Here is a 25,404-nt window from a genome sequence, read left to right on the forward strand (position 1 = left end):
AGGGCCGGGTCGACGAGCGACGGCACGCGCGGGTTGCCCTGACCGCACGTCGGAACGCGGTCCGCGACCGTGAACGGTCCGGCTCAACGACCGGATCTATCGGCCGTCTCGACCGTCTCGCGGTAGAGGTCGCAGAACTCTTCGAGCACCGTTTCGGGGGCGAACGTCGCGAGCTGGTCCCCGATCGCGTCGCACCGCGCGGGATACTCGGCGATGAGCCGCTCGACCGCCGCAGCGAGCCGTTCCTCGTCCCCCGGTTCGAACAGGACCCCGGCGTCGCCGACGATCGCCGCCATGCTCCCGGTGTCGGAGCTGACGATCGGCGTCCGGCTGGCGAGCGCCTCCAGCATCACGCGGCCGAACGGTTCGTCGATGACGCCGGGGTACACGAACGCGTCCGCCTTCCGGTACTGAGACGCGAGCTCCTCCCGTTCGAGGAACCCGTGCCAGACGATCCGGTCGCCCGTGCCGAGGGTGTCGGCGATCTCTCGAAGTCGATCCTCGAGGGGGCCGGTGCCGGCCACGTGCAGCTCCGCCTCGACCCCGCGGTCCGAGAGGGCCGGTAACGCCCGAAAGAGGACGTCGACGCCCTTGATCTGTCGTAGCGACCCGGCGTAGAGGAGTCGGACCGGATCCTCCGCGGTCGCTCGGGGCCGAGCGGGCTTCGTCTCCGGCGGCTCGGCGCAGAACCGCTCGTCGTAGAAGTGCGGGATGACGCGGATCCGGTCCCGATCGAACCCGACGCCGACGTAGTCGTCGCGGAGGTGAGGAGCGAGCGCCTGATAGGCCGTGACCTCGTCGCACCGCTCGATCGACTCTTTCACCAGCGGCGCCCGACCGGCCGCGAGGTAGGCGGCCTTCGCCTCCGACTCCGCCCCGTTCCGTCGGTTGATCGCGGTCGCCGGCACGCAGCCGGCGCACTTCAGCGGTCCCGGACCCGAACAGCTCTCCCGGCCGTGGTATCGGAAGCTGGCGGTCGGACACACGGCGAGATAGGAGTTGAGAGTCGCGAGCGTCGGGCAGTCGAGCGTCGCGAGCGTGGGAATGAACGCCGACGAGTAGGAGTGCACGAGGTCGTGAGCCTCGAGTTCGGTTCGTTTCGAGCGCAGCGCATCCTGTTTCGTCGCGATCGGGTGCGGCAGCATCGAGAGATCGTCTTGGACGACGTACTCGACGCGGTCCCGCGCCGGGAGGTCCGCCCGCCGCGCCTCCTGCTGTGTGACCACGTAGACGGTCAGATCGTGCCGGTGCGACAGCGTCTCGATCAACAGGGAGGACGTGTTCGCGGCCCCGGTCTTCCCCTGTCCCGGGCACTCGACGGGGACGAACCCGACGTCGAGATTCGGTTCGGTCATGTGCCTACTGGCGTTCTGTTGGGGATATTTATCTGGAGAGTAATCGGGGTCCGTCCTCTCCGTTCAGCTCGGGCGCCGGCGCCGCCTCTCGACGGGTCGGACCGTCAGTCGCGACGAACCGCGGCCGCGACGACTCACGGCCGTACCGAACGACGGCGGCGATGACGCGCCTCAGGCGGTCGGGACGCGTTCGCGGGCGTCGTCTGGGCGGGTCGTCCGTACCGCCTCCCGCCCGCCGACGTAGACGCGTTCGACGGTCGGGGTCGGGTCGGGATCGACGACGAGCACGTCGGCACGGGCGCCCCTCCGAAGTCGGCCGCGGTCGTAGAGCCCGACGGCTTCCGCGGGGTTGACCGTGACTCGGGCGACTCGGGTCGCCAGCGGTTCGCCGGTGTCGACGAACGGGGCCTTCAGCAGCGACTGCGGGTGGTAGTCCGTGCAGAGGGCGTCGACGACGCCGGCGTCGACGGCCTCCCGCGCGTCCAGGTTCCCCCAGAGGCTCCCGCCGCGAACGAGGTTTGGAGCGCCCATCGTCGTCGCGACGCCGTGTTCCGACGTCGCTCGCGCCGCCGCCTCCAGCGTCACCGGGAACTCGCTGATCGACGCGCCCATCGCGGCCATTCTGTCGACCGCCTCGGGCGAGTCGTCGTCGTGGGACGCGAGCGGTACTCCCCGGTCGCGGGCGAGGGCGGCCACCCGGCCGATGAACTCGATGCGCTGCCGGGTCGAGGTGTTTCGGCGTCGGACCGCGAGCGTCGCGGCCGACTCCCGCGTGCAGTCCCGCTGCTCGACGTAGTGGTCGCTGAACTCCTCGTCGTCGAACTGTCCGCCGTCCGGGGAGTGATGCATCACCGACACGAGATCGACGGGGACCGCCTCGAGGAGCGATTCGACGGCTCCGACGCTCTCCTCCGAGAGCTCGCACCGCGCGTGGATCCGGTTGTCGCATAGCGTCTCCTCCGCGCCGGCGATCGCCCGACCCAGGTCGGTCGCGTCGGCGATCGAGCGGTCCTCCGACGGCGTCTCCTCGAACGCGATCGCGTGGAACTTCGTCGTGATCCCGGCAGCGGCGTTCCTGCGGTCGGCGGCGATCACGGCCTCTCGCGCGTCGACGCGCGCGCCGGATCGCGGATACAACTCGTCCTCGACGTCGTCCCCGTGGAGGTCGACGAGCCCGGGCATCACCACGTTCCCATCGGCGTCAACCGTCGTCGCCTCGGGGATCGGTTCCGTCCCGGCGTCACCCACTTCGGCGACGCGACGGTCCGCGAGGACGATGCGTCCGCCCTCGATGACCCCGTGCGGCGTCACGATCGAACCGTTCCGGATCTCGACGGGATCGGTCATCTCCGCCACCCGTCGGCCGGCGCGAGCGACCGTTCTGTCCGTCGGCACATGAGCCGAACTCTGGGCCGGCGCTATCTTTATTAATCACTCGTTCAGAGCCGCGGAAGTCGGCGGAACTCGGCTATCGGAGGGCTAAAACGCGACGCAGACGGGTCTTCACGGGTGTTCTCCGAGGCAACTCCCGACTCGTCTCCGACGGCGCCTCCGCCCCGTTGCGAACGGTCTGCACGAGTCGAGACCACCGACCCCGAGGAATCCGAGAATCTGCATCGCCCACACGCGACCCCCCTTCGGAAGCCGATGACCCGTTCGGAAGCCGGTGCCCGGCGGGCGACTCGACCGATTGGGCTTGCGATGCGACCGCACGGATCGGCCGGGCGACGCCCTTTCGACCTCGCCGCCGTCGACGGCGGCGCTGTCCGGGTCGACCGGACTGCGACGAGGGTCGCGTATCGCGACGCCGTTTCGACGACCGTCGGATCGGCGTTACAATAGTATAAAAACTGGTATATTCTATATACTACCACTTTTATTATATTTATTTCCGTTTCGGTCCGGCCGCATCTCGCCTCGGAATCGGAGTCCGGTTCGGTGACGCGCAACGTGGACCCACGGGACTCCACCGCGAGGCGAGTCGCAGTGGCCACCCGCGGTTCCCCGCGGACCGCTGCAAGCGCGATCCCAACTCTGCGGGCGCGATCCCAACTCTGCAGGCGCGATCGCAACTCTGTAAGCGCCATCGCAACTCTGTGAGCGCCATCGCCGTCGAGAATCCGTACCCTCGGCGGACGCGGCCGAACGAGAGCGATTTCATCGGTCGCGAACCGACGGTTGCGTCAGACCGGTCGCGCGGGTCGTCGATCCGACTGGGGGTTCCGTCGACTGCGACGTGGTACGGACCCGTTCGATCCGCGGGCCGTCGACCGGCTCTCCGAGTCGGGCCGCAAGCGGTCGAATGACCGCACGAACCCAGATTTATAAGAAGTCGATGATATCTGCATGACGGAAAGTAGTGCGGTACAGCGGCGGGGACACCGAACTTCGACAGCCCGCGCCGCGTCTCCGATCGCACCGCGACGTCCGGCTCGATGGGTCTCCGTCTCCGTCGGAGGAAAACTCCCGGACGCGGGCACTCGGAGGTCCCGCCGCCTCGCCGTCGGCTCCCGACCTGAACGACGTCCGGGCTCGGGGGTAGAAACGCGGTCGACGACACCGAAATCTTCGTCCGGCGCCTACTCGGCGCGCCACTCGCCGCCGATCTCGTTGCGCCGCATCGACGTTGCATCGCCGTCGCGGAAGACGCTCACACGCCCCGTCTCCTCGCTCAGCGTTACCGTCGCCACGACCTCCGGCCGGACCGAGGTCTCGATCGCGCTCATGTGCCGCGACCCCATCCACGGCTCGTAGCTCACGTCGTCGACGAGCCGGGACTCGCCGCTCCGGGTGCCGAGGTCGCGGAAGCGAACCATCTGCTCCTCGACCTCGCCGTCGACGGCGACGACGATCCCCCCGTCCCGTTCGACGCTCACCGTCCTGGCGGCGTCGACGAACGCGTCCTCGTCGAAGACCGACGCGCAGTCCTCCCGGGGCCAGCGGTTGTCCCCCATCGCGTCGGCGTACGCGCCGTAGCCGCGGTCGGCGACGACCGCGAAGTACAGTCCCGGTCCCTTGACGTGCGGCTCCTCCCACCCGTCGAACGCGACGCTGATGTGCTCGGCGCAGTACGTCAGCCGGTCGACGACCTCGCTGACGCGCTCGTGAGCGCCGTACTCGATCGTTAGCCGACTCATTCCCCCTCCTCGCCGGGCCGCGCGCGACTCTCCTGAACGCTCATATCACCGGAAAGGAGGGGGACGTATATAAGCGATACCGAGTCGGGTCGGGGAGTCACTCCCACGGGGTGAACAGCCGCGCGTCGAACCGGTCCGCTCGGAGGAGTCCGACGCCGAACGCGGCGGCGACGGCGGCCGGGAGGGGGTTCCCGTACCAGAGGTTGATCCCGCCCCAGAGGATCACGAAGCTCACCATGTCGTCGAGCATGAACTCGCAGTCGCGCAGGCGGTCGCGGAGCGTCGTCCCCGCGAACGCGCGGTCGAGCGTGACGACCGCGACCGTCGCCGACACCACCCAGCCGGCGTAGTTCGAGAGCGGGACGCCGTAGAAGCTCCCGCCGCCGAAGCTCCAGAAGCCGAGCGCGACCGCGCCGGGGTCGAGCACCACGTCCATCGCGACGACCGCGGCGATCACGGTCGCCAGCCGGAGCCAGCCGTTCGAGGCCCGCGGGCCCAAGAGGAGGAGACAGAGCAGGTACGCGTTGACCACGAGCGGGATGAAAAAGACCGGGAGCGCGACCGGCACGCCGCCGAGCATCGGCCCGAGGTCCACGACGTACTCGAAGTTTCCGTACGGCCACCCCGTGACGACGCCGACCAGTTCGATCGCGTAGGTGTACGCGGTCAGGACGCCGATCCACCCGAGCGCGCGGCGGTCGAGCGCGGGCAACACCCCGACGACGAGCGGCGAGCGCATCACCAACACCCCGAACAGCACGAACCACGGGTGAAAGGCGAACGGCTCCGGCACCCATCCCTCCGCGCTGCCGACCAGGGCGAGCGCGCCGACGAGCGGGAACAGCACGGCGATGGTGAACCGGTTCTCGCGGACGGTCCGGTCGAGCAGGCGCTCCGCCTCGCGGCGCGTGTCGGGAAGCCGCGCTCGGAGCGTGTCGACGCCGGACGCGGCCGACTCGGCCGACCTCGCGGACCCCGCCGATCCGTCCGGGTCGCTCACGCGAGCACCTCCGTGATCGGGTAGACGCGCCACAGCCCGCCCATCGCCAGCAGGGTGCCGACGGCGGTGTTCAGCGCCGGGAACCACCAGTACGCGCGGTCGACCGACACCGACGAGGCGGCGACCCACGCGACGAAGACCGGATACACGCCGAGCAGCGCCCCGAGCCGGAGGTCGACCGAGGCGAACGCGGCCGCGGCGACGGCCCAGCACGCGAAGCAGTAGGCGTACGTCCGTCCCTCGCCGAGCAGCGTCGCCGTCGTCCGGATCCCGGCGGCCCGGTCCGGTTCGATGTCGGGGATCGCGGAGAACGTGTGCATCCCCATCGTCCAGAGCCACGCGCCCGCGAGCGCCGCGAGCGGGGGGTGGACCCCGGCGACGGTCGCGTACGCGGCCGCGCCGGGGAGGATGTACAGGCCGTTCGAGACGGAGTCGAGGAACGGCGTCGTCTTGAACCGCACCGGCGGGGCGCTGTACCCCACCGACAGCAGGAGGAACCCGGCGAGGTACGGCCACGCGACCCGCGGCGCGAGCGCGAAGGTGGCGAGCCCCGCGAGCGCCGACGCGAGCACCGCGACCGCGACGAGGCGGCTCCCACGCCAGCGCGCCTCGCGGTCCTCCTTCTTCGGGTTCAGCTCGTCGATGTCGGCGTCGAACGCGTCGTTGACGCCGTAGAGGAAGACGTTCGCGGGGACGAGGAAGTACGCCGCCAGCGCGACGGTCGTCGGCGTGAACAGCTCGCTCACGTCGCCGATACCGTACGTGACGCCGACCGCGACGGGGCCCGCGAGGTACAGCCAGAAGCGCGGCCGCGACAACACCAGCAGGTACCGGAGGTCCTCGGCGAACGCCCGCCGGCCGGAGTCGGTCGCTGTGTCGGTCACGGCTTTCCTCACGCCGTCTTCGAGACCGTCTCCGCCGTTATCTGTCCGCTGATGAGACACATCGGGACGCCGATGCCGGGCGTCGTCGTCGACCCCGTGAAGTAGAGCCCGTCGACCGCGTCGGACTCGTGGGACGGCCGGAGCAGCGAGGTCTGTCGCAGGGTGTGCGCCAGGCCGAGCGCGCTCCCCTGATAGCTGTTGTACCGGTCGGCGAAGTCGTCGACGCTGAACGTCTCCTCGACGACGATCCGGTCGCGGAGTTCCGTTCCGGTGTTCTCGGCGATATCGTCCAACACGAGGTCGCGGTACTCCTCGCGCAGTTCGGGCGTGTCCTCGAGCCCGGGCGCGACGGGGACCAAGGCGAAGAGGTTGCTGTGCCCCTCGGGCGCCACCGTGTCGTCGGTCTCAGAGGGCACGCAGAGGTAGTAGGCGGGGTCGTCGGGCCACGCCGGGTCGTCGAAGATCTGCTCGAAGTGACCGTCCCACGCCGTCGGCAGCACCAGCGTGTGGTGTTCGAGGTTCGGCACGTCGCCCTCGACGCCGAGGTACAACAGGAACGCGGAGGGGGCGTACGTCCGCGACTCCCAGTACGCCTCGGTGTACTGCCGCTTGCGCGGCGGGAGCAGTTCCTGTTCGGTGTGCGCGTAGTCGGCGTCGGAGACGACCAGGTCCGGGAGGTAGCGCTCGCCGTCGGCGGTGTCGACCGCGAACGCGCCGCGGCGCCCCTCGATCCCCGTCACCTCGGCGTCGGTGACGTACTCCACGCCGAGGTCGTCGCCGAGCTCGACGATCCCGTCGACGACGGCGCCGATCCCGCCCTCGGGGTAGTAGACGCCCATGTTGTAGTCCACGTGGCTCATCAGGTTGTACAGCGCCGGGGTGTTGTACGGCGAGCCGCCGAGGAAGACGAGGGTGTACTGCATCAGCTGCTGGAGCTTCGGGTGGTCGAAGTAGTCCTCCACGTGTCCCTGCATCTTGCCCAAAAGCGAGAGCCCCCACGAGTACCGGAGCACGTCCTTGTCGACGTAGTCGCGGAGGCGCGGCCGGTCCTCGTAGACGAAGTGCTCCATCCCGATGTTGTACGTCCGCTCCGACTCCGCTAAGTACGCCTCGAACGCCTCGCCTGCGCCGGGTTCGTACTCCTCGAACAGCTCCCGGTTCGCCTCGCGGTCCGGGAGCACGTCGACCTTGTCGCCGTCCTTCCAGAACACGCGGTAGTGGGGGTCGAGCCGCTCTAACTCGTAGAACTCGTCGGGCGAGCGGCCGAAGTGGCCGAAGAAGCGCTCGAACACGTCCGGCATCAGGTACCACGAGGGGCCCATGTCGAAGCGGAACCCGTCGGTTTCCAGTCGGCTCGCGCGCCCGCCGAGCTGTTCGTTCTTCTCCAAGAGGGTCACGTCCGCGCCGGCGTCCGCGAGGTAACAGGCTGTCGAGAGACCGCCGAATCCACCGCCGATCACGACGACGGATTCGCCGGCCACGGCGTCGATGTCCGGGGCCACGTCCATGTTAGATCGTAGGGGCGGCGGCGGTATAAATACCGGCCAGACGCGGCGGCGGTCCCCCGCTCCGCCCGTCTCGGCTCCGCCGCCGACGGCCGCCGATCCGACGCGGCGAGTGGGTACGCCTAAGTCGCCGACGCCCCTACCGATTCGCATATGGATCCGACGGTCGCGATCACCGGCGCAACGAGCGGGATCGGGCGGGCGGTTGCCGAGGCGTTCGTCGAGGCGGGGGCGTTCGTCGCCGTCTCCGGCCGCGACGGCGACGCGGTCGATCGGACCGTCGCGGAGCTGAACGGCGACGGGGAGGGCGCCGCCGGCGAGGCGTGGGGCGAGCGCGTCGACGTCCGCGACGAGTTCGACCTCGAGCGCTTCTTCCAGCGGGCCGCCCGCGAGGGGGGACCGATCGACGTCGTGCTCGCGAACGCCGCCGTCTTTCACGGCGGCCCCGGCGAGAGCCCGACGGACGAGGTCTCGTACGCCGACTACGACGACACCATGCGCACCAACGCCCGCGGCGCCTTCGCGACGATCGGCGAGGCGGTCCCGCACCTCGCCGACGACGCGCGGGTGATCGTCCCCTCGGGGTCGGTCGCCCACGAGTCGAAGGCCGGGATGGGCGCGTACGCGGTCTCGAAGGCGGCGGCCGAGGCGGTCGCGCGCGGGTTCGCGGCCGACCTTGACGCGACGGTCGGCGTCGTCGACCCGGGACTCGTCGCCACCGACCTCACCGGCATGGAGCGCGCTCGCGACCCCGAGAGCGTCGCGCCGCTGTTCGTCTGGGCGGCCACCGAGGCGCCCGCCGAGGAGCTGAACGGCGAGCGACTGGGGCTGCGCGAGTGGAAGTCGGCGACGCGATAGGACTCGAACGAGTTCGGATCGGCGGAGAACACCTCCGAAGCCCCAGCCGCTCGCTTATAAATAGCCGCTGACGGATCGGCGAAGAACACCTCCAAAGCCCCAGCCGCTCGCTTATAAATAGTCGCTGACGGATCGGCGAAGAACACCTCCAAAGCCCCAGCCGCGCTCGACTCCCACAGTTTGCTGCGGTCCTCGGTCGCTACGCTCCCTGTGGTCCTTGCGTCGCTGGGGTTCTTCGAGCGCGGCTGCCCCTTTGAGTCCCGCCCCACACAGCGACCGCACCTCACGCCTCCACAGCCTCGCCGGTCGCCCATCGCTTCGCTCGGGCGACCGCCTCCCTCGCGCGTGCTCCTCGCGCCCGAAGGGCGCTCGGAGGCACGCGCCACCGCGGTTGTTATTCACAAGTGATCGTTGTCTTCGCTTATTGATATTTAAATATCGTCTCGCCGATTCCGCGGCCCGGACACCGAGAATTATCCCTCGGTCGGTCGAACGGGGGATATGGCACTCGCGGACCCCGACCTCTCGGGCTCGACGGCGTTCATCACCGGAACGACCCGCGGCATCGGCAAGCAACTCGCGCTCGCGCTCGCCGACCGCGGCTGTAACGTCGTCTCGACGGGCAAGACGACCGACGACGACGACTCCGAGCTGGCGGGGTCGATCGAGCGGACGGCCCGCGAGGTGCGCGACCGCGGCGCCGAGGCGCTCGCGCTCGAACTCGACCTCCGGGACGAGGACCGCGTCGAGGCGGCGGTCGGGGCGGCGATCGACCGCTTCGGCGAGGTCGACGTCGTGATCAACAACGCGAGCGCGATCCAGCTCGCGAACGTCGCCGACCTGCCGGCCGATCGGTTCGACCTCCTGACCGACGTGAACGTCCGCGGGACCCACCTCGTCGCGCACGCCTTCGCCGACCACCTCGCGGGGCTCGACGAGGCGTGGTTCCTGTCGAACTCGCCGCCGGTCGTGACCGACCGCTCGCCCGGGAAGGCGCCGTACGCGTGGTCGAAGCTCGGGATGTCGTTCATCACGCTCTCGCTGGCCGAGGAGCTGGCGAGCGACGACGTCGGCTGTAACACGTTCTGGCCGGTGACGACGATCGACACCCGCGCGACCCGCTACTTCGGGCTCGGGACCGAGGACGACTGGCGCACCCCGGAGATCGTCTCCGACGCGGTGCTCGAGATCCTCGCGCGCGACCCCTCGGAGTGCACCGGCGAGAGCTTCTACGACGAGGCGCTGCTCCGGGAGGCGGGCGTCACCGACTTCTCCGACTACAACCTCACCGAGGGCGACCCGGCGCCGATGTCGGCGCGGCTGTTCGACCCGTCGTTCGAGCGCGAGGCGTGACCTCGCCCCCGGTGCGGCGACGACGCGTCGCCGGCGCCGAAACCGCATGGAGGCCGTCGCGACCCGTCGTCACTCCGTGACCGCCTCCCGGAGCGCGGCGGTCGCCGCTTCCGGGTCCTCGGCGGCGGTGATCGCGGAGACGACCGCGACCCCCGCCGCGCCGGCCGCGGCCACCGCGCCCGCGTTGTCGGCGTCGATCCCGCCGATCCCGATAACCGGGAGGTCGACCGCCCTCGCGATCTCCCGGACCCGCTCGGTCCCGATCCCGTCTCTCGCGTCCGGCACGTCCTTCGTGCGCGTCCCGTACACCGCCCCGACGCCGAGGTAGTCGGCGCCCGCCGCCGCGGCCGCCTCCGCCTGCTCGACCGTCGAGGTCGAGCGCCCGACGATCGCGTCGTCGCCGAGCTGTTCGCGCGCGACCTCGATCGGGAGGTCCGACTGCCCGAGGTGGACGCCGTCGGCGTCGATAGCGGCCGCGATGTCGACCCGATCGTTGACGATCAGCGGGACGCCGGCGTCGGCCGTGAGTTCGCGCAGCCGCGTCCCGACCTCGTACCGCTCCGCGTCGGGCGCGTCCTTCTCGCGGAGCTGCACGGCGTCGACGCCGCCCGCGAGCGCCGCCTCGACGACCGCCTCGGTGTCGCGGCCCGCCGACCGGCTCGACTGCGTCACGAGGTACGTCCGCCACTCAGTGGTATTCATTAGTTGTACCTTCGGGCGGTCGCCGTGAAAAGCTACCGTTCGAGCGACGGTCCCGCGCGGATCGGGACGCCCCCCGCGACCCGCCGCGGTGAACAGACCCAAGCCGCGCCGCCCCGTACCGACGGTGATGCGATCACGACTCCGGGCGGCGGCCGCCCGACTCCGTTCCGCGCTCTCGCGGCTCGGCTCGGCGACGGCGGACGGGCTCGACCGCGCCGGCGTCATCGACCGCGACCGGCTCGGGGAGACCCTCGACCTCGCGTGGCCCCGGGTCGTCACCGGGTTCGCGATCATGTCGAAGAACACGGTCGACCTGGCGGTCGTCGGGATCGCGCTCGGGGCGCCCTCCGTCGCCGGGCTGGCGTTCGCGTTCGCCTACTGGCAGCTCGCGAAGTTCGTCTCGATCGGGCTCGCCGGCGGGACGGTGTCGCTCGTCTCGCAGAACTACGGCGGCGGCGAGGGCGACCGCGCCGCGCTCGTCGTCAAGGCCTCTCTCCTCGTCGCGCTGGCGCTCGCCACGCCCATCGTCGTCGGCTTCGTCGCGTTCGCGGAGCCCCTGATCGCCCTCGTCGGCGGCGAGGGGACCGCCCTCCGGGCCGGAACGGTGTACCTCGCCGTCACCGCGCCGGCGCTCGCCTTCGAGTTCTTCAACATGATCGCGAGCCGCACGTACGCCGGCGTCGGCGACACGTTCACGCCGATGGTGGTCCGGGCCGGGGGCGCGCTCCTCAACGTCGCGCTCACCGCCTGGCTCGTGCTCGGCGCCGGCCTCGGCGTGTTCGGCGCGGGGCTCGGCACCGCCGTCTCCGTCGCCGCCGTCGGGGTCGCGCTCTCGTGGGGGATGACCGGCCGGTCGTACTTCGGGCGCGGCGCCTCGCCGATCCCGATCGGGCGAGACGGCCCGTGGATCGACGCCGGCCTGGTCCGACAGCTCCTCCGGGTCTCCGCGCCCCTGATCGCTCGCCGCGTGGCCGAGGGCGTCGCCGTGTTCCCCCTGCTGTGGATCGCCTCCTCGTTCGGCGACGCCACCGTCGCGGCCCTCGAGGTCGGGCGGCGCGTCCGGGCGCTCCTCGGGAGCTTCAGCTGGGGCTTCTCCATCGCCGCGAGCACGCTCGTCGGGCAGCGGCTCGGCGCGGGCGAGGAGTCGCTCGCGACCGAGTACGGCCGCGACGTGATCCGGCTGTCGGCGGTCGTGTACGCCCTCGCGTCGGTCGCGGTCCTGCTGGCCGCCGACCCGATCGCCGGCGTGTTCGTCGACGACCCGGCGGCCGTGGCCGCGACCGCCGCCTTCGTCGTCGTCGCCGCGGTGTCCGCCTTCCCGCTCGGCGTCGACGGCTCGGTGACGGGGTCGCTCCGCGGCGCCGGCGACACCCGCTGGCCGTTCCTCGCGTCGATGGTCGGGCTGTACGTCGTCGCGCTCCCGGCCGCGCTGCTCGGGCTGGTGACGCCGCTCGGCGTCGGCGGGCTGTACGCGGCGGTGATCGCGGAGAAGCTGGTCCCGGCCGGGCTGAACCTCTCGCGGTTCCGCTCGGACCGGTGGCAGGCGGTCAGCCGACAGTACCGGCCGGACGCGGCGGAGGGCGACGCGTCGACCGACTAACCGAAACGGCTCTCGCGGGCCGACCCGTCACTCGTCGTCGGCGACCGACTCGAGGACCTCGACGCTGCCGGTGAGCTGTCGGTGGACGTACGGCATGTCGATGCCGGCCTCGTCGAACGCCTCCTTCACCGCGGTGACGTACTCCGAGCGCACCCGGACGAAGTCGCCGCGGTCCGGGTCCGAGATCCACCAGCGCGACTGGAGCCCCACGGCCGAGTCGCCGAGCTCAACGAGCCGGACCGAGACGCCCGGGTCGTCGAGGATCTCCTCGTGCGCCTGCGCCTTCTCCACGATGATGTCGGTCGCCTGCGCGATGTCGTCGTCGTAGCCGATCCCGAAGACGAACTTCTGGCGCAGTGTCTCGTAGGCGACCGGGTTGGTGACGGCGCCGTTCGCGAGGTCGCCGTTCGGTACCGTGATCCGCTCGTTGTCGAACGTCCGGACCCGCGAGACGCGCAGGTCGATGTCCTCGACGCGGCCGGCGTTCCCGTCCCACTCGATCCAGTCGCCGACCTCGAACGGCTTGTCCTTCAGGATGAATATCCCGGCGACGAAGTTGCCGAGGAGGTCCTGCGCGGCGAAGCCGACCGCGAGCGCGATGGCGCCGCCGAAGACGGCGAACGCCGAGAGGAACGCGCCGTAGCCCGCCATCGTGAATCCGATGGCGATCGCCGCCACCCAGACGACGGCGTTCGCCACGCTCGACCCGAGGCTGAGAACGGCCTCGTCGAACCCTCGCGACCTCAACACCCGTTTGACCGCCGGCACGAGCACGACCTTGCCCAGCAGCAACACGCCCACGAACCCGACGAGGAACAGGGCCACCGAGAAGAGGATCCCCGTCAGGGCCGCGCTCAATCCGAACCCGCCGAACTGTAGTGGTAGCATCACGCACCCATTCGGAGAGGTATTTAAAGAAGCTACTGGCAGCGCAGTTGTTTATCCCGGGTCCGTCGCCCGGTTCGGAGCCGCACGCGACCCGCGAACCGGGGTCCGCTCAGTCGCCGCGGACCGCGAGCGGTCCGTCGCCGCGGGCGACCCCGCGAAGCCGCCGCCCGTGGACGTCGTCCGCGCGGATCCGGTCGATCACCGCGGAGGGGAGCCACCCGTCGCGGCCCGCCGGCGAGCGGGCGGGGTCGACGCCCGCCGGTCGGAGGTCGTCCGGGAGGTACCGCGCGTAGGTCGGGAGCCGCTCGCGGAGGGGCATCCCGCCCGCGTCGGCGACCGCCCGGAGGCCGTCGAGGTCGGGCCACTCGTAGGCCGGGTTGATGTAGTCGTCCGTCACCGGCGAGACGCCGCCGAGGTCGTCTATCCCGCAGTCGACGAGGTCGGCCGCGGGCGAGAGGTTCGGCGGGACCTGTACCGACACCTCCGGGGGGAGCGCCGCCCGGGCCATCGCGACGACGCGGCGCATCGTCCGGAGATCGGGCTTCGCGAAGTCCGACCGCTCGTTCGGGACGACGTTCTGCACGATCACCTCCTGAACGTGGCCGTGGCGCTCGTGGAGCCGACGTATCGCGAGCAGGCTCTCCGCGCGGTCCCGCCAATCCTCGCCGATGCCGACGAGGACCCCAGTGGTGAACGGGACGCCCCGCCGGCCCGCGGCCCGGATCGTGTTGAGCCGCTGGCCGGGCGTCTTTCGGCGGCCCCCCGAGTGCGCGTCGACGTCGGCGGTCGTCTCCAGCATGACGCCCATCGAGGCGTTCACCTCCCGCAGCTCCGCGAACTGCGCCTCCGTGAGGTCGCCGGGGTTCGAGTGCGGGAGCAGCCCCTCCTCCAAGGCGATCTCGCAGGCGCGATACAGGTAGTCGTGGACCGAGTCGAACCCCCACTCGTCGAGCGTCTCGTGGATTTCGGTGTACCGGTCGTCCGGCTCGTCGCCGAACGTGAACAGCGCCTCCGTGCAGCCGGCGTCGGCGCCGACGCGGCAGCGCTCGCGGATCTCCGCCGGCGAGAGCAGGGAGGCCTCGCCCGGCACGTCGTAGTAGGTGCAGTAGGTGCAGGTGTACCGGCAGGCGGTCGTCAGGGGCACGAAGACGTTCCGGGCGAAGGTGAGCCGCTCCGCGGGGTCGACGTCGGCGGGCGTCACCGAGAGCAGCCGCTCCACGCGGTCCGCGTCGATCGAGAGGTCGATCCCGTACTCGCCGGCCGCCGTGAACACGTCCGCTTCTCACGCTCGCGGTTCAAAAAGGATCGCGGTCCCGGATCCCTCGCGCCCGTCGGCTTCGCGCTCGACGCCCCGGTCGCTCGGATGCGGTCCGTCCCGGCTCACTCCCGTTCGACGCCGACCCGCCCGTCCGTCGCGTCGAGCGCGAAGCCGGCGTCGCGGAGCCACCGCGCCGCCCTGCCGCCGTCGGCGTCGTCGTCCGTGCCGTCGTCGCCGCCTTCCACGCCGTCCGCCTCGGCGTGGATCAGCAGTTCCGCGAGGTCCGCCGGCTCGTCCACGTCGGTCGCGAGCCGGTGGGAGTCGACGACCGCGACGCTCGCGCCGACCTCCGCGGCGATCCGCCGGTGGTCGAGGTAGGAAGCGCCGTGGTAATCCACCCGAAACGCCGGGTGGCTCGCGACGAAGGCGTTCGTCCCGCCGCCGCGACCGGGCGCGATCGCGACGTCGGCCTCGCGACCGGCCGCGAACAGCTCCCGGAGCGCCTCGGGCGTCGCGAGCGCGAGGTCGGCCATGACGACCGCGACGGGCGTCGCGTCCTCCGGAGAGTCGTCGACCCGCGCGTCGAGCGCCGCGTTGACCGCGTCGGTCAGCGGCCGCTCGTCGACGTCGACGGGGCACGCGAGGTCGGCCTCGACCGGGCCGGTGGCGAGCACCCGCGAGTCGCCGTCGGCGGCCCGGACCGCGTCGAGCACGTCGCGGAGCATCGCCCGCGCGAACGCCTTCCGCTCGTCCGGGTCGAGGACGGCGGAGAGCCGCGACTTGGGGCGGTCGGTCGAGAACGGGACGAGGACCTCCATCGGGAGGGTCGCCCTAGAACAGGGATTCCAGCTCGTCGCTGTCGTCGCTGACGAGCTCGTCGAGGTTCTCGTCGCTCTCCTCGCGGATCTCGTCCAAGTTGTCCTGCGCCTCGATGGCGACCTGCTGGAGCTCCTTGATCCGCGGGACGTTCGTGACGCCCGCCAGCAGGATCACCGTCGCGACGAAGCCGGCGCCGCGGTACGGGTAGTCCCCGCCGCGGACCTCCATCGAGCCGGTCTGCTCTTCGAGCCACTTCCGCCCGCGCTCGATACCCTTCCGGTTGAGGTACTCCGGCGGTCCCGCGAGCACGAGCAGCGCGCGCTCCGCGCCCTCGATCTCACAGGGCAGCGTGAGCCGCCCCAGCGCCGCCTTGCGGACGAGGCTGGTGATGCGGTTCGTGGTGTGCGCGCTGTCGAGCTCGTCTCCCCCGTCGTCGTTGCGGAGCCGCGAGAGCAGTCCCCCCGAGCTGCGCTCCTCGACCTCCTCCTCCGCGTAGCCGACGGTGGAGACGCCGCCCCCGGAGAGCGTGTTGATGATCTCCGAGGAGTCGACGACGCTCTCGGCGACCTCCTGCCCCTGCTGGATCTCGCCGGCGCCGAAGAGGATGCCGAACCGCCGGACGATCTCCTCGTTGATCTCCTCGTAGCCGCCCTGAACGGACTCGCCCGTCTTCCGCCAGGCGTCGTTGTCGAACACCATCAGGTTGTCCACCTCGCGGACGAACGTCTGGAACGAGCGGGCCGCGTTGAGGGTGTAGATCCCGCCCTCGTCGCTACCCGGCAGGACCCCGAGCCCGTAGACGGGCTCGGTGTAGATCCGCTTGAGGTGTTTCGCGAGCACCGGCGCGCCGCCGGAGCCGGTACCGCCGCCGAGCCCGGCGACGACGAGGAACGCGTCGACCTCGTGGACCGGGATCGAGTCGATGGCGCCCTGCACCTCGTCGATGTCCTCCTCGGCGATCTCCGCGCCGAGCTCGTTGTCCGCGCCGACCCCGTGGCCCTTCACCCGGGACTGCCCGATGAGTACGCGCTGGTCCTCGGCGACGTGCTCGAGGCCCATCAGATCGGCCTTGGCCGTGTTGACGGCCGCGGCCGCGCGGACGATCTCCGATCCCGTCCGCTTGTCGTACTCCAGGAATTTGTCGACGACTTTCCCCCCCGCCTGTCCGAATCCGATCATTGCAAGTTTCATCGTGTGCTCCCTCGGCCTTTGAAAGAAACAGAACGTGAAGGCATATTTAAGCCTTCGGTTGCCGTTACCATCGCTGATAGCCACCTGAGTGACACGAACGGCGCCGCGACTTCGGTGTCGTCGCCCGGATCGCCGTCCAGTCCCCCGATCGATCCCGTCATCGCACGCCGAGGTGCGCGCCGAGCGTGGTCAGTTCGCCGGGGTCGACGCCGAACGCGGCGACGTCGTTGTCCGCGGTCGTGTTGTCGAACTGTAACGACCGGTACTGGTCGGGCCCCATCGGAAAGCCGGGCACGGCGCCCAGCACCGACAGGCCGATTTTGGCGAGCGGCATCGGCAGCGGGACGATGGTGACGCCCTTGCGTTCGGCCTCGTACACGAGGTCGGTCACCTGCCGGAGCGTCAGCGTCTCCGGGCCGCCGATCTCATAGGTCTCGCCGACGTGTTCCTCCTCCTCCAGCGCGTCCACCAACATCGGAACGAGGTCCTCGACGTGGATCGGCTGGAACCGGGTCTTCCCGCCGCCGGGAAGCGGGTACAGCGGAAGCCCCGGGGCGAACATCCCCTTCAGCCGCTTGGTGAACGAGACGAACTCCCCGCCCTCGCCGAAGACGACCGACGGCCGGAAGATCGTCCAGTCGAGGCCGCTCCGGCGAACGATCTCCTCGGCCTCCCCCTTCGCGCGGATGTACGCCGTGTCGCCGTCGGGGTCGGCCCCGAGCGCGCTGAGCTGGAGGAACCGGTCGACCCCGCCCGCCTCGGCGGCGTTCACGAGGTTCTCCGTGCCGCCGCGGTGGATCCGGTCGTGCATCACGTTGCCGCCCTTCGGCTCGAACAGCGGCGAGAGCGCGACCAGATTCACCACGGCGTCCTGCCCCTCCACCGCCCCGGCGATCGAGTCGTAGTCCGTGACGTCGCCCCTGACGACGTCGACGCCCTCCGGCGTCTCGCTCCCCGAGCGGGAGAGGGCGGTCACGTCGTGGCCCCCCTCGGCGAGCGCGCGACAGAGGTACGACCCGATGAACCCGGTCCCGCCTGCTACCAACACCTTCATGCGCGGAGTAATGCGAGGAGCCCCCGTAAACCTACCGCGATGTCGGGCGGCGCGCGGAGCGGTGTCGCGGTTTCGGCCTCGGCGGCCGGCCTCACTCCAATCTCGTTCAGGACCGGGATCAGACCTCGTTCCGTGCTCGCGTCCGCCTCACTCCGAGTCGCTCTCCGGCACGGTCAACACCGGCACCGGGGAGGTCCGGACGGTGCGCTCGGCGACGCTCCCGAGCAGGTAGCGCTCGACGCCGGTCAACCCCCGGGTGCCCATGACCACGAGGTCGACGTCGTGGTCCGCGATATACGACCGGATCCCGCGGGCCGCCGACGAGCCGACCTCGACGCGTTCGACCGTCTCCACGCCCGCCGCCTCGGCGACGGCGACGGCGTCCGCGACCGTCTCCTCGGACGCCGACACGAGCGCGTCGGTGCCCGAGTACGCCTCGGCCCCGATGGTCCCGACGTCGACGACGGAGAGCACGTGGAGCGTCGCCCCGCTTCGCGCCGCCAGCGCCACGGCGCGGTCGAGCGCCTCGACGGCCCGATCGCTCCCGTCAGTCGGCAGGAGCACGTTCCGGTACGGGTACCGCGGCGCCCCGCCGTCGGGCCGGAGGCTGAGCACCGGGACCGGCGACCGGCGCACGACGCGCTCGGTCGTGCTCCCGAGGAGTAGTTGGTCGAGGCCCTCCCGCCCGCGCGTCGGCATCGCGACGAGGTCGACCTCGTGTTCCGCCGCGTACGCGACGATCGTCTCGCCCACGCCGCCCTGGAGCACCGCCGTGACGGTCTCGACGCCGCGGTCAGCGGCCCGCTCCGCGGCCGCGTCGACGACGTCCTCGCCCTCGCGTTCGAGCACGTCGACCACGTCTCGACCGACTCGCGTGACGCTGTCGTGGGTCGTGTCGGCGACGTTGAGCACGTGGACCGTCGCGTCGTGGTCCGCGGCCAGGTCGAGGACGTGGTCGAACGTCGCGTCCGCCCCGTCGCCGCCGTCGGTCGGGAACAGGATCCGGTCGAACATGCGCGGAGAGTCGCGGCCGACCGATAAAAAACGCCCGCGCCCGTCGACCGGTCACGCGCCGCCGTCGCCGCCGGCTCCCGGTCTCCCGCCGCCCGCTCCGTCGCCGCCGTCGATCGACGCTATCCGCACCGTCGAGATCCGGGCACCGTCGACGGCGGTGACCTCGAAGCGGTGGCCGCCGGCCTCGGCGACGTCGCCCGATTCCGGCGTGCGGCCGAGCCGGTCCAACACGAGCCCGCCGAGCGTGTCGTACCCGTTGCCCTCGAGGTCGGTCCCGAGCGCGTCGTTGACGACGGAGAGGGAGACGGAGCCGTCGGCCTCGTACGCGCCGCCCTCCCGCGTGCGGATCGTGTGCTCGCCGCGCTCGGTGTCGAACTCGTCGCGGAGGTCGCCGACGAGCGCCTCCGCGATGTCCTCGACGGTGACGATCCCCTCGAAGGCGCCCCACTCGTCGACGACGGCGGCCATCTGCCGGCGCTCCTCCCGGAACTGGACGAGGAGGTCGCCGATCGCCGTCGTCTCGGGCACGACGACGATCTCCCGCGCGAGGCCGGCGGCCGTCGCCGACTCGTCGCCGTCCTCGCCGGCGCGCAACACGTCCTTCACGTCGACGAAACCCACCACGCGGTCGGCGTCCTCGTCGGTCACGACCGGGTACCGAGTGTGTCCCGCCTCCAGCACCGTCTCGCGGATCTCGGGGAGGGTCAGCTCGGCGGCGAGGGTCACCACGTCCGGCCGCGGCACCATCACCTCCCGGACGACGGTGTCGTCGAGCTGGAAGACGCCCTCGATCATGTCGACCTCGCTGGGGTCGACGCGGCCGGCCTCGCCCGAGCGCGCGAGGACGCGCCGGATCTCGCGTTCGCCCATCGTCTCGTCGGTCTCCGACGCGGGCGGGATCCCGATGGCGCGGGTGAAGGCGTTCGCGGCCCCGTTGAAGACGACGATGCCGGGCGAGAACAGGTAGTAGGAGAGCTTCATCGGCGGGGCGAGCATGAGCGCCATGCGCTCGGCCTGCGCGATGGCGATCGTCTTCGGCGCCAGCTCGCCGAACACCACGTGGAGGAAGGTGATGACGCTGAACCCGATCGCGAACGCGACGAGGTGGACCGCGCTCTCCGGGAGCACGGACCCGAGCACGGGCTCGATGAGCGCGGCCACCGCGGGCTCGCCGATCCACCCGAGCCCGAGCGACGCGAGCGTGATCCCGAGCTGCGTCGCCGCGAGGTAGTCGTCGAGACTCCCCATCACGTCCTGGAGCGCGCCCGACCCGGGCCGACCCTCGGCGGCGAGCTGTTCGACCGAAGTGGACCGGACCCGGACGAACGCGAACTCCGACGCGACGAAGAAGCCGTTCAGCACCACCAACACCAGCGCGCCGAACACGCGACTGACGGAGACCGCGACGGCTACCATCGATGCCTCCCTGTCGGTCGCGGCGCGGGAGCGTGGCTGGTCATGACGGTAGTTCGTCAGCGGGTCACTAAAAAGGGGCACGTCCACGCCCCCGGAATCCGGAGGGCACGTCGCGCTCGCGGAACCCGGACCGTTTATTCCCCGGCGCGTCCGAGCGCGACCATGCTGATCACGCTGGAGGGGCTCGACGGGAGCGGGAAGACGACCGTCTGGGAGGCGCTCCGCGAGCGCTACCCCGACGCGACGTTCACCCGGGAGCCCACCGACAGCTGGTACGGCGAGGCGGTCGACCGGTCGATCGCGGCCGACGACGCCGATCCGCTCGCGGAGCTGTTCCTGCTGACCGCGGACCACGCGAACCACCTCTCCGGGACGATTCGGCCCGCCCTCGCCGACGGCGACCTCGTCGTCTCCGACCGCTACTCCGACTCCCGCTTCGCTTATCAGGCCGCGACGCTCGACGCGAGCGACGTCGCGCTCGGCGGTGTCGACCCCCTCGAATACATCCGACGCGTCCACGAGCCCTTCTCGCGGCCGCCCGACGCGACGGTCTACCTCGACCTGGACGCCCGCGCCGCCGCCGAGCGCGCGGGCCGCACGAACAAGTTCGAGCAGGACGGCTACCTCGCCGCGGTCCGCGACAACTACGAGCGGCTGATCGAGGCGGAGCCGGACCGGTTCGTCCGCGTCGACGCGGCGCGGTCGCCCGAGGACGTCACGGCCCGCGTCGCGGAGGTCGTCGCGGACCTGGTCGAGGAGTAGGTCGCCGCCCGCGTGATTTCGTCCGGGTCGTCCCCCTACTGCGTGTCCGGCAGCTCGTACTCCTCCGGCGAGGGCACGTAGAGGTAGTCGATGGCCGCGCCGAGCACGACCGGGAGGAAGACGAGCAGTCCGAACAGGACGGTCGTGCTGCCGAGGTTGACCCCGGCGCCGACGTTGAGCGCGCCCGTGAACACGAGCGTCGAGATCAGTAGGAGCATCGGTGTCAACACGATCGTGTACACCACCGACCCCCACGACGTCGACAGCCGAAGCCGGAAGAAGCGGGTCGTCACCCCGGCGACCAGCGTGTGGAACGCCACGAGGGCGAGGAGGCTGACGAACCCGATCAGCGCGAGCATACCTCCCGTACGGGCTCCCGGCATTTGCCCCTATCGCCCCGGCGCTGCCGGCGGCCGATCCGCGAGCGTCCGCGGCCGATCCGCGAGCGTCCGCGGCCGGTCCGCGAGCGTCCGCGGCCGGTCCGCAGGCGTCCGCGGCCGGTCCGCCCTGACTCCCACTTAAACCGCGCCGTCGTTCCCCTGCTGACGCGCCGCCGACAGGAGTCCCGCGACGGGGTCGACGTACTCGTAGCCGGGGATCACGCCCTGCACGTAGGTCCCCTCGACGAAGTCGATGAGCGCCCCCGCATCGTCGACGCCGCGTCGCTCGTTGATATCGGTCAGCTCGAACTCGACGGCGATCTCGTCGTCGCCGACCGCGACGGTCGGGTCGAACTCGCGGTCGCCGCGCGTCACGCCGCCGACGTCGACGACTCGGAGCTCGAACGTCTCGGTCCACCCCTCCTCGACCACCTCGGCGACCTCGCTCGCGGTCGCCGCCGAGAAGGTCGGCACCCGGACGGTCACCGCGAACCGCACTCGGCCGTCCTCGGCGGGCTCGGCGCGGACCGTCCCGTCGAACGCGGTCGTTTCGGAGGTCCACACGCCCGCGTCGTCCGCGGGCTCGAAGGAGCCGTGGTCCGCGAACGCGCGTCGGACCCGCCCGGGAAGCTCTGTCTCGCTCATACAGAGAGAGAGGCGCGGCGCGAACAAAAGCGCGTTGCGTCACCGGTAGTGGCACGCGAAGCCGATACTGGTGCGCCTTTGTGTCCGGACGGTGAACGCCGGGTATGGCAGCGCAGTTCCTCTCGACCGAGGCCCTCGTCGACGCGCTCGCGGACGCCTCGTTCGACCGTCCGCCGGCCCTCGTCAGCAACGCCCACATGACCGGACTCGGCGTCGCCCGCGCGCTCGACGCCCACGGCGTGCCCGTGATCGCGCTCGACCGCGCCGGCGACGGGGAGGGGGTCGGCGCGGCCGACGCCGACTCCGACGGCGTCGACGCGGTCCGCCACGACGGCCTCGCCCCGCCCTCGGACGCGGTCGACTTCGCGGGCGCGGTCAGCTACCCCCTCGACGACCTCGACGGCTTCCGCGACGACGTGGAGGCGGTCGTCGACGCCGCGGGGACCGAGGCGGTCGCGTTCGGCTGCATGGACGAGTGGGCGCTGGCGTACGCCGAGGCCGACCCCGACGGCGTCCGGCTCCCCTTCGCCGGGATCGACACGCTCGACGACGTGTTGAACAAGTCGTCGCTGTACGCGGCCTGCGAGGCGCTCGGCGTGCCGTACCCCGAGACGTACCGGCTGGCGGAGACCGCGTCGGCGGCGACGCGCGAGCCGGACGCCGGGGTCGACGAGGCCGCCGCCGCGCTCGGCTTCCCGCTGGTGGTGAAACCCGAGCTCAAGCGCGACTTCGAGGAGGCGTTCGGCACCAACGTGATCGAGGTCGCCGACCGCGACGAGCTGGCGGACGTCGCGGCGGCCGCGAGCGACGAGGGGATCGCCGTGATGGCCCAGAAGCGCGTCGACATCGCGACGGGTCGGGACCACTCGCTCGCCTCCTACGTGCCGCCGTCGGGGACCGGCGACGCGCTCGCGGTCGTCGGCAACGCGGCGGTGCGGTACCCCCAGCAGTTCGGCACGTCCTGTCTGGTCGAGACGGCCGACGAGCCCGCGATCGCGGAGCGCGCGCTCGCGGTGCTCGACGACGCCGGCTACCACGGGATCAGCGAGGCGGAGTTCGTCTTCGACGCCGACCGCGAGGAGTACCTCCTGCTCGACGTCAACACCCGCCCGTGGAAGTGGATCTCGATGCCCGTCGCCGCGGGGGCGAACCTCCCGATGGCCGCCTACGCCGCGGTCACCGACGCGGCGTACGAGTCCGGCGGAACCGAGCCGACCCGGTGGGTGTCCCTCCGAGACTACCTCTCGCTTCTCGCGGGCGACGACGCCTCCTGGGACCAGCTCTCGACCGCCGACTGGCGGCGGCTCGTCTCCGGCGCCTTCGAGCGCGAGGGCGACCTGACGACCGGCGTCTACCGGCCCTCCGACCCCGCCCCGGCCGCGAAGCTGTTCGAGACGGCGTTCGTCGACCGCGACTACTACTGCTCCTGTTGAGGCGACGGGCGCGGCGGTCGTCCCGCCGCGGCGAGCGGTGAACTCCCGCTCGGCGGCTCCGCCGAGTACGCGTCCGAGGGGCCCACTCGTTCGGTACGCGTCCGATGGGCCCGCTCGTTCGGTACGCGTCCGAGGGGCCCGCTCGTTCGATTCGATCGAAGCGGCCCTTACCGCTCGCCCCGACGCGGGACTCGGCCTCCCCGACGGAACGAGCGCGCGGGCGACTGCGTAAAGCCTACCAGCACGCCGACCGCTACGTTACACTCCCTCCCTCCGTCTCATGACGAACGCCCTGCAAACCGCCTTCTTCGTCTTCTCGACGGGGATCGTCGCGACGGTCCTCATCGGGCTGCGGTCCCGGAACCTCCAGGCGGTCGTGAACGGGGTCGCATCCGCCGTCGCGGCCGCCCTTCCGACGTTCACCGAGTTCGTATTCGCGCTCACAAGCGGGGCGGACGTCGCGTTCGGCCCCGCGCTCTCCGCGTGGATCGCCGTCGCGGGGTTCCTCCACATGCTGGGGATGCTGGGGTGGTACGACACCGTGCGGTGGTGGGACCACCTCACACACAGCGTCTCCGCCGCGCTCGTCGCGGCAGTCGTCTACGCGAGCCTCCGGGCCCCGTCCGCGCTCGGATCGCAAGTCTCGGGCCCCTACGCGGCCATTTTCACAGTCCTGTTCACGCTCGGCGCCGGCGTCTTCTGGGAGTTCATGGAACTGGCCGCCCGCGACCTCGGCGAGTACATCGACAGACCGCCGGTGCTCGAGTACTACGGGCTCCGCGATACGGTGCTCGACATGACGTTCAACGGGGTCGGCGCCGTCGTCGTGGTCGCGTTCGACGTCCGCGTGTTCGTCTCGGACGTCGAGCAGGTCCCGCGGGCCGCTGAAACGGCCGTCGTCGGAGGGAGCGTCCTCCTGTTCGTCGGCGCGCTCGCTCTCGGATTCGCCCTCGAACGGATCCGAAACGGCGCGACGAACTCCGACTGAGAACGTGGTGCCGCTGAAATCAGCGACACCGACACGAACTTCGCGTCGAAAACGGGTTACGACGTCGACGGCGACATCTGGATGTTGAGGCTCTTCTGGACGAGCTGGGTGAACGCCATCGAGCACAGGAAGTACCAGAGGATCCACATCTGGATCGGGCCGACGATGCCCGTGTCCCACGTGACGGTCCCGGCGAGCGGCACCACGAGCTCCTGCGCGGCGACCTCGGGGTACGCGGAGTCGGAGCCGCGGTAGCCGATCACCCAGAACATCCACAGGAACGCCGGGATGGTGAGGAACATGATCCACACCATCGGGCGGAACTGCTCTTTGAACATCCCGAGCTGGTCGCCCATCGCGTCCATCTGCTCCTCTTGGATGGCGTCGAGCGCCTCGTCGTCGTCGCGCTCTTTCGCCTCCTTACGGCGGTCTTGGATGTCCTTCATCCGCTCTTGGTACTGGCTCATCTTCTCCATGTCCATGAGCCCCGCCCGAAGCAGCGTGGAGTACAGCCCGGTCCCGAGCGCGATCACCATGATGACGACGTAGAAGGGGACGAGGTTCAGCAGGGGACCGAGGACGATGTCGATCGCCCCCGCGATCGCGTCCCGGACGGGACCGACGGCGTAGCCGACGAAGGCGCCGACCGTCGCGACGGCGGCGAGCTTGTCCCACTTCGTCCACGACGTCGTCTCCGGGGTCTCGACGTCCCCCCCGTCGTCTCCGTCGTTCTCGTTCATCCCCGCCTCGATCTCGTCGGGGTCTGCGAGCGCGAAGCCGCGTTCGCCGTCGACGAGGATCTCCTTCTCGATGAGGCGGCCCCACTGGCCGCTGGTGATCTCGTCGCGGACGTCGACCCACTGGACCTCGCCGTCGGTGGCGCGGTCGAGGACGATCTCTAAGGCGTCCCGCATCTCGCCGTCCTCGTCGACGAGCGAGCGGACTCTCCGTTCGACCTTACTCATTATCGGTCGGTTAGCGGCCGACGGTTAAGAACCTTGTAGGATCGAGGCGCGGGTCGCCCCGCCGAACGCGCGCTCTTACGCCTCGACGACGTCGCGGATCCGGTCGAAGACCTCGTCCGGCGCCGCCTCCCCGTCGACCTCGACGAGGACGCCCTCGTCGCGGAAGTGGTCGACCACGGGCTCGGTGTTGTCGTAGA

23 protein-coding genes and 1 pseudogene are annotated in these 25,404 nt (G+C 70.8%); 6 read left to right on the forward strand and 18 right to left on the reverse strand.

Features of this window, described 5'->3' with window-relative positions; genetic code table 11:
- Window positions 1–83: 83 nt before the first annotated feature.
- From DJ75_RS11935 to DJ75_RS11960, 6 genes are all read right to left on the reverse strand, one after another.
- Window positions 84–1,355 carry a glycosyltransferase family 4 protein gene (locus DJ75_RS11935; RefSeq protein WP_094524682.1) on the reverse strand — a complete coding sequence of 424 codons (1,272 nt, stop codon included), beginning with the start codon at window positions 1,353–1,355 and terminating at the stop codon, window positions 84–86.
- Window positions 1,356–1,526: 171 nt separating this feature from the next.
- Window positions 1,527–2,702 (reverse strand): alpha-D-ribose 1-methylphosphonate 5-triphosphate diphosphatase, encoded by a 1,176-nt coding sequence (locus DJ75_RS11940; RefSeq protein WP_094524704.1) that lies wholly within the window; start codon window positions 2,700–2,702, stop codon window positions 1,527–1,529.
- Window positions 2,703–3,934: 1,232 nt separating this feature from the next.
- Window positions 3,935–4,492, reverse strand: a complete 558-nt coding sequence (locus DJ75_RS11945) for a diadenylate cyclase (protein ID WP_094524683.1) — start codon at window positions 4,490–4,492, stop codon at window positions 3,935–3,937.
- Between the two features lie 97 nt (window positions 4,493–4,589).
- Complete coding sequence (cruF, locus tag DJ75_RS11950; protein ID WP_094524684.1) at window positions 4,590–5,492, reverse strand: bisanhydrobacterioruberin hydratase; 903 nt, start codon at window positions 5,490–5,492, stop codon at window positions 4,590–4,592.
- Window positions 5,489–6,376 carry a prenyltransferase gene (locus DJ75_RS11955; RefSeq protein ID WP_394338280.1) on the reverse strand — a complete coding sequence of 296 codons (888 nt, stop codon included), beginning with the start codon at window positions 6,374–6,376 and terminating at the stop codon, window positions 5,489–5,491. The genes cruF and DJ75_RS11955 overlap by 4 nt, the downstream gene beginning before the upstream one ends.
- 8 nt (window positions 6,377–6,384) lie before the next feature.
- Entirely contained in the window at window positions 6,385–7,884 is a 1,500-nt protein-coding gene (locus DJ75_RS11960) for an NAD(P)/FAD-dependent oxidoreductase (protein ID WP_094524686.1), read from the reverse strand.
- Between the two features lie 150 nt (window positions 7,885–8,034).
- Here DJ75_RS11960 and DJ75_RS11965 point away from each other — a divergent pair, with 150 nt between their 5' ends.
- Together DJ75_RS11965 and DJ75_RS11970 are read left to right on the forward strand one after the other, a co-directional pair.
- A complete protein-coding gene (locus tag DJ75_RS11965) occupies window positions 8,035–8,739 on the forward strand; it encodes an SDR family oxidoreductase (protein ID WP_094524687.1) in 705 nt (234 codons plus the stop codon).
- Between the two features lie 501 nt (window positions 8,740–9,240).
- On the forward strand, window positions 9,241–10,092 hold the full coding sequence (locus tag DJ75_RS11970) for an SDR family oxidoreductase (protein ID WP_094524688.1): 852 nt from the start codon (window positions 9,241–9,243) through the stop codon (window positions 10,090–10,092).
- Between the two features lie 69 nt (window positions 10,093–10,161).
- Here the strand turns inward: DJ75_RS11970 and thiE are convergent, their stop codons facing one another.
- The gene (thiE, locus tag DJ75_RS11975) at window positions 10,162–10,794 is read right to left on the reverse strand and encodes a thiamine phosphate synthase (RefSeq protein WP_094524689.1); all 633 of its coding nucleotides are present in this window, start codon (window positions 10,792–10,794) and stop codon (window positions 10,162–10,164) included.
- A gap of 127 nt (window positions 10,795–10,921) precedes the next feature.
- Between thiE and DJ75_RS11980 the strand changes: the two genes are divergently transcribed.
- Window positions 10,922–12,394, forward strand: a complete 1,473-nt coding sequence (locus DJ75_RS11980) for an MATE family efflux transporter (protein WP_094524690.1) — start codon at window positions 10,922–10,924, stop codon at window positions 12,392–12,394.
- A 27-nt stretch (window positions 12,395–12,421) separates the two neighbouring features.
- On the opposite strand, the gene DJ75_RS11985 is transcribed toward DJ75_RS11980, so the two are convergent.
- The 7 genes from DJ75_RS11985 to DJ75_RS12015 all read right to left on the reverse strand — a co-directional run bounded on the left by DJ75_RS11985 (window position 12,422) and on the right by DJ75_RS12015 (window position 20,034).
- Window positions 12,422–13,282, reverse strand: coding sequence for a mechanosensitive ion channel family protein (locus tag DJ75_RS11985; protein ID WP_094524691.1), 861 nt, complete (start codon window positions 13,280–13,282; stop codon window positions 12,422–12,424).
- A 109-nt stretch (window positions 13,283–13,391) separates the two neighbouring features.
- Window positions 13,392–14,555: a 7,8-didemethyl-8-hydroxy-5-deazariboflavin synthase subunit CofG gene (gene cofG / locus DJ75_RS11990; RefSeq protein WP_094524692.1), complete on the reverse strand. Its 1,164-nt coding sequence runs from the start codon at window positions 14,553–14,555 to the stop codon at window positions 13,392–13,394.
- A gap of 107 nt (window positions 14,556–14,662) precedes the next feature.
- Window positions 14,663–15,358 carry a 2-phospho-L-lactate guanylyltransferase gene (cofC, locus tag DJ75_RS11995; protein ID WP_094524693.1) on the reverse strand — a complete coding sequence of 232 codons (696 nt, stop codon included), beginning with the start codon at window positions 15,356–15,358 and terminating at the stop codon, window positions 14,663–14,665.
- Window positions 15,359–15,371: 13 nt separating this feature from the next.
- Entirely contained in the window at window positions 15,372–16,550 is a 1,179-nt protein-coding gene (locus tag DJ75_RS12000) for a tubulin/FtsZ family protein (RefSeq protein ID WP_170938216.1), read from the reverse strand.
- 157 nt (window positions 16,551–16,707) lie between these two features.
- Entirely contained in the window at window positions 16,708–17,604 is an 897-nt protein-coding gene (locus DJ75_RS12005) for a complex I NDUFA9 subunit family protein (protein ID WP_094524695.1), read from the reverse strand.
- A 147-nt stretch (window positions 17,605–17,751) separates the two neighbouring features.
- A complete protein-coding gene (locus tag DJ75_RS12010; protein ID WP_094524696.1) occupies window positions 17,752–18,618 on the reverse strand; it encodes a universal stress protein in 867 nt (288 codons plus the stop codon).
- 51 nt (window positions 18,619–18,669) lie between these two features.
- Entirely contained in the window at window positions 18,670–20,034 is a 1,365-nt protein-coding gene (locus tag DJ75_RS12015; RefSeq protein ID WP_094524697.1) for a hemolysin family protein, read from the reverse strand.
- Window positions 20,035–20,196: 162 nt separating this feature from the next.
- On the opposite strand from DJ75_RS12015, the gene tmk reads away from it, so the two are divergent.
- Complete coding sequence (tmk, locus tag DJ75_RS12020; RefSeq protein WP_094524698.1) at window positions 20,197–20,796, forward strand: dTMP kinase; 600 nt, start codon at window positions 20,197–20,199, stop codon at window positions 20,794–20,796.
- A 35-nt stretch (window positions 20,797–20,831) separates the two neighbouring features.
- Here tmk and DJ75_RS12025 read toward each other — a convergent pair whose 3' ends face one another.
- A complete protein-coding gene (locus DJ75_RS12025; protein ID WP_094524699.1) occupies window positions 20,832–21,155 on the reverse strand; it encodes a hypothetical protein in 324 nt (107 codons plus the stop codon).
- 159 nt (window positions 21,156–21,314) lie between these two features.
- On the reverse strand, window positions 21,315–21,821 hold the full coding sequence (locus tag DJ75_RS12030) for a DUF5813 family protein (RefSeq protein WP_094524700.1): 507 nt from the start codon (window positions 21,819–21,821) through the stop codon (window positions 21,315–21,317).
- Between the two features lie 104 nt (window positions 21,822–21,925).
- Here DJ75_RS12030 and DJ75_RS12035 point away from each other — a divergent pair, with 104 nt between their 5' ends.
- Window positions 21,926–23,254 carry a carboxylate--amine ligase gene (locus tag DJ75_RS12035; protein ID WP_094524701.1) on the forward strand — a complete coding sequence of 443 codons (1,329 nt, stop codon included), beginning with the start codon at window positions 21,926–21,928 and terminating at the stop codon, window positions 23,252–23,254.
- A gap of 280 nt (window positions 23,255–23,534) precedes the next feature.
- Window positions 23,535–24,242, forward strand: a complete 708-nt coding sequence (locus tag DJ75_RS12040; RefSeq protein WP_094524702.1) for a hypothetical protein — start codon at window positions 23,535–23,537, stop codon at window positions 24,240–24,242.
- Window positions 24,243–24,298: 56 nt separating this feature from the next.
- On the opposite strand, the gene DJ75_RS12045 is transcribed toward DJ75_RS12040, so the two are convergent.
- Both DJ75_RS12045 and DJ75_RS19155 read right to left on the reverse strand, forming a co-directional pair.
- Window positions 24,299–25,207: a DUF106 domain-containing protein gene (locus tag DJ75_RS12045; RefSeq protein ID WP_094524703.1), complete on the reverse strand. Its 909-nt coding sequence runs from the start codon at window positions 25,205–25,207 to the stop codon at window positions 24,299–24,301.
- A 75-nt stretch (window positions 25,208–25,282) separates the two neighbouring features.
- Window positions 25,283–25,404 (reverse strand): annotated as a pseudogene (locus DJ75_RS19155) (adenylate kinase); the annotation flags it as partial.

This window comes from Halorubrum sp. Eb13 (assembly GCF_002252895.1).
In the GTDB taxonomy this organism is placed as follows: Archaea; Halobacteriota; Halobacteria; order Halobacteriales; family Haloferacaceae; genus Halorubrum.

What these genes read in the sequence shown, in the direction of transcription:
- DJ75_RS12040 (WP_094524702.1), top strand. Translation starts at nt 23,535, where the DNA reads ATGACGAACGCCCTGCAAACCGCCTTCTTCGTCTTCTCGACGGGGATC.
- DJ75_RS12015 (WP_094524697.1), bottom strand. Translation starts at nt 20,034, where the DNA reads ATGGTAGCCGTCGCGGTCTCCGTCAGTCGCGTGTTCGGCGCGCTGGTG.
- DJ75_RS12035 (WP_094524701.1), top strand. Translation starts at nt 21,926, where the DNA reads ATGGCAGCGCAGTTCCTCTCGACCGAGGCCCTCGTCGACGCGCTCGCG.
- DJ75_RS11965 (WP_094524687.1), top strand. Translation starts at nt 8,035, where the DNA reads ATGGATCCGACGGTCGCGATCACCGGCGCAACGAGCGGGATCGGGCGG.
- thiE (WP_094524689.1), bottom strand. Translation starts at nt 10,794, where the DNA reads ATGAATACCACTGAGTGGCGGACGTACCTCGTGACGCAGTCGAGCCGG.
- cofC (WP_094524693.1), bottom strand. Translation starts at nt 15,358, where the DNA reads ATGGAGGTCCTCGTCCCGTTCTCGACCGACCGCCCCAAGTCGCGGCTC.
- DJ75_RS11960 (WP_094524686.1), bottom strand. Translation starts at nt 7,884, where the DNA reads ATGGACGTGGCCCCGGACATCGACGCCGTGGCCGGCGAATCCGTCGTC.
- DJ75_RS11945 (WP_094524683.1), bottom strand. Translation starts at nt 4,492, where the DNA reads ATGAGTCGGCTAACGATCGAGTACGGCGCTCACGAGCGCGTCAGCGAG.
- DJ75_RS12025 (WP_094524699.1), bottom strand. Translation starts at nt 21,155, where the DNA reads ATGCTCGCGCTGATCGGGTTCGTCAGCCTCCTCGCCCTCGTGGCGTTC.
- tmk (WP_094524698.1), top strand. Translation starts at nt 20,197, where the DNA reads ATGCTGATCACGCTGGAGGGGCTCGACGGGAGCGGGAAGACGACCGTC.
- DJ75_RS11985 (WP_094524691.1), bottom strand. Translation starts at nt 13,282, where the DNA reads ATGCTACCACTACAGTTCGGCGGGTTCGGATTGAGCGCGGCCCTGACG.
- DJ75_RS12010 (WP_094524696.1), bottom strand. Translation starts at nt 18,618, where the DNA reads ATGTTCGACCGGATCCTGTTCCCGACCGACGGCGGCGACGGGGCGGAC.
- DJ75_RS12005 (WP_094524695.1), bottom strand. Translation starts at nt 17,604, where the DNA reads ATGAAGGTGTTGGTAGCAGGCGGGACCGGGTTCATCGGGTCGTACCTC.
- DJ75_RS11935 (WP_094524682.1), bottom strand. Translation starts at nt 1,355, where the DNA reads ATGACCGAACCGAATCTCGACGTCGGGTTCGTCCCCGTCGAGTGCCCG.
- DJ75_RS11980 (WP_094524690.1), top strand. Translation starts at nt 10,922, where the DNA reads ATGCGATCACGACTCCGGGCGGCGGCCGCCCGACTCCGTTCCGCGCTC.
- DJ75_RS11940 (WP_094524704.1), bottom strand. Translation starts at nt 2,702, where the DNA reads ATGACCGATCCCGTCGAGATCCGGAACGGTTCGATCGTGACGCCGCAC.
- DJ75_RS12000 (WP_170938216.1), bottom strand. Translation starts at nt 16,550, where the DNA reads ATGAAACTTGCAATGATCGGATTCGGACAGGCGGGGGGGAAAGTCGTC.
- DJ75_RS12030 (WP_094524700.1), bottom strand. Translation starts at nt 21,821, where the DNA reads ATGAGCGAGACAGAGCTTCCCGGGCGGGTCCGACGCGCGTTCGCGGAC.
- DJ75_RS11970 (WP_094524688.1), top strand. Translation starts at nt 9,241, where the DNA reads ATGGCACTCGCGGACCCCGACCTCTCGGGCTCGACGGCGTTCATCACC.
- DJ75_RS12045 (WP_094524703.1), bottom strand. Translation starts at nt 25,207, where the DNA reads ATGAGTAAGGTCGAACGGAGAGTCCGCTCGCTCGTCGACGAGGACGGC.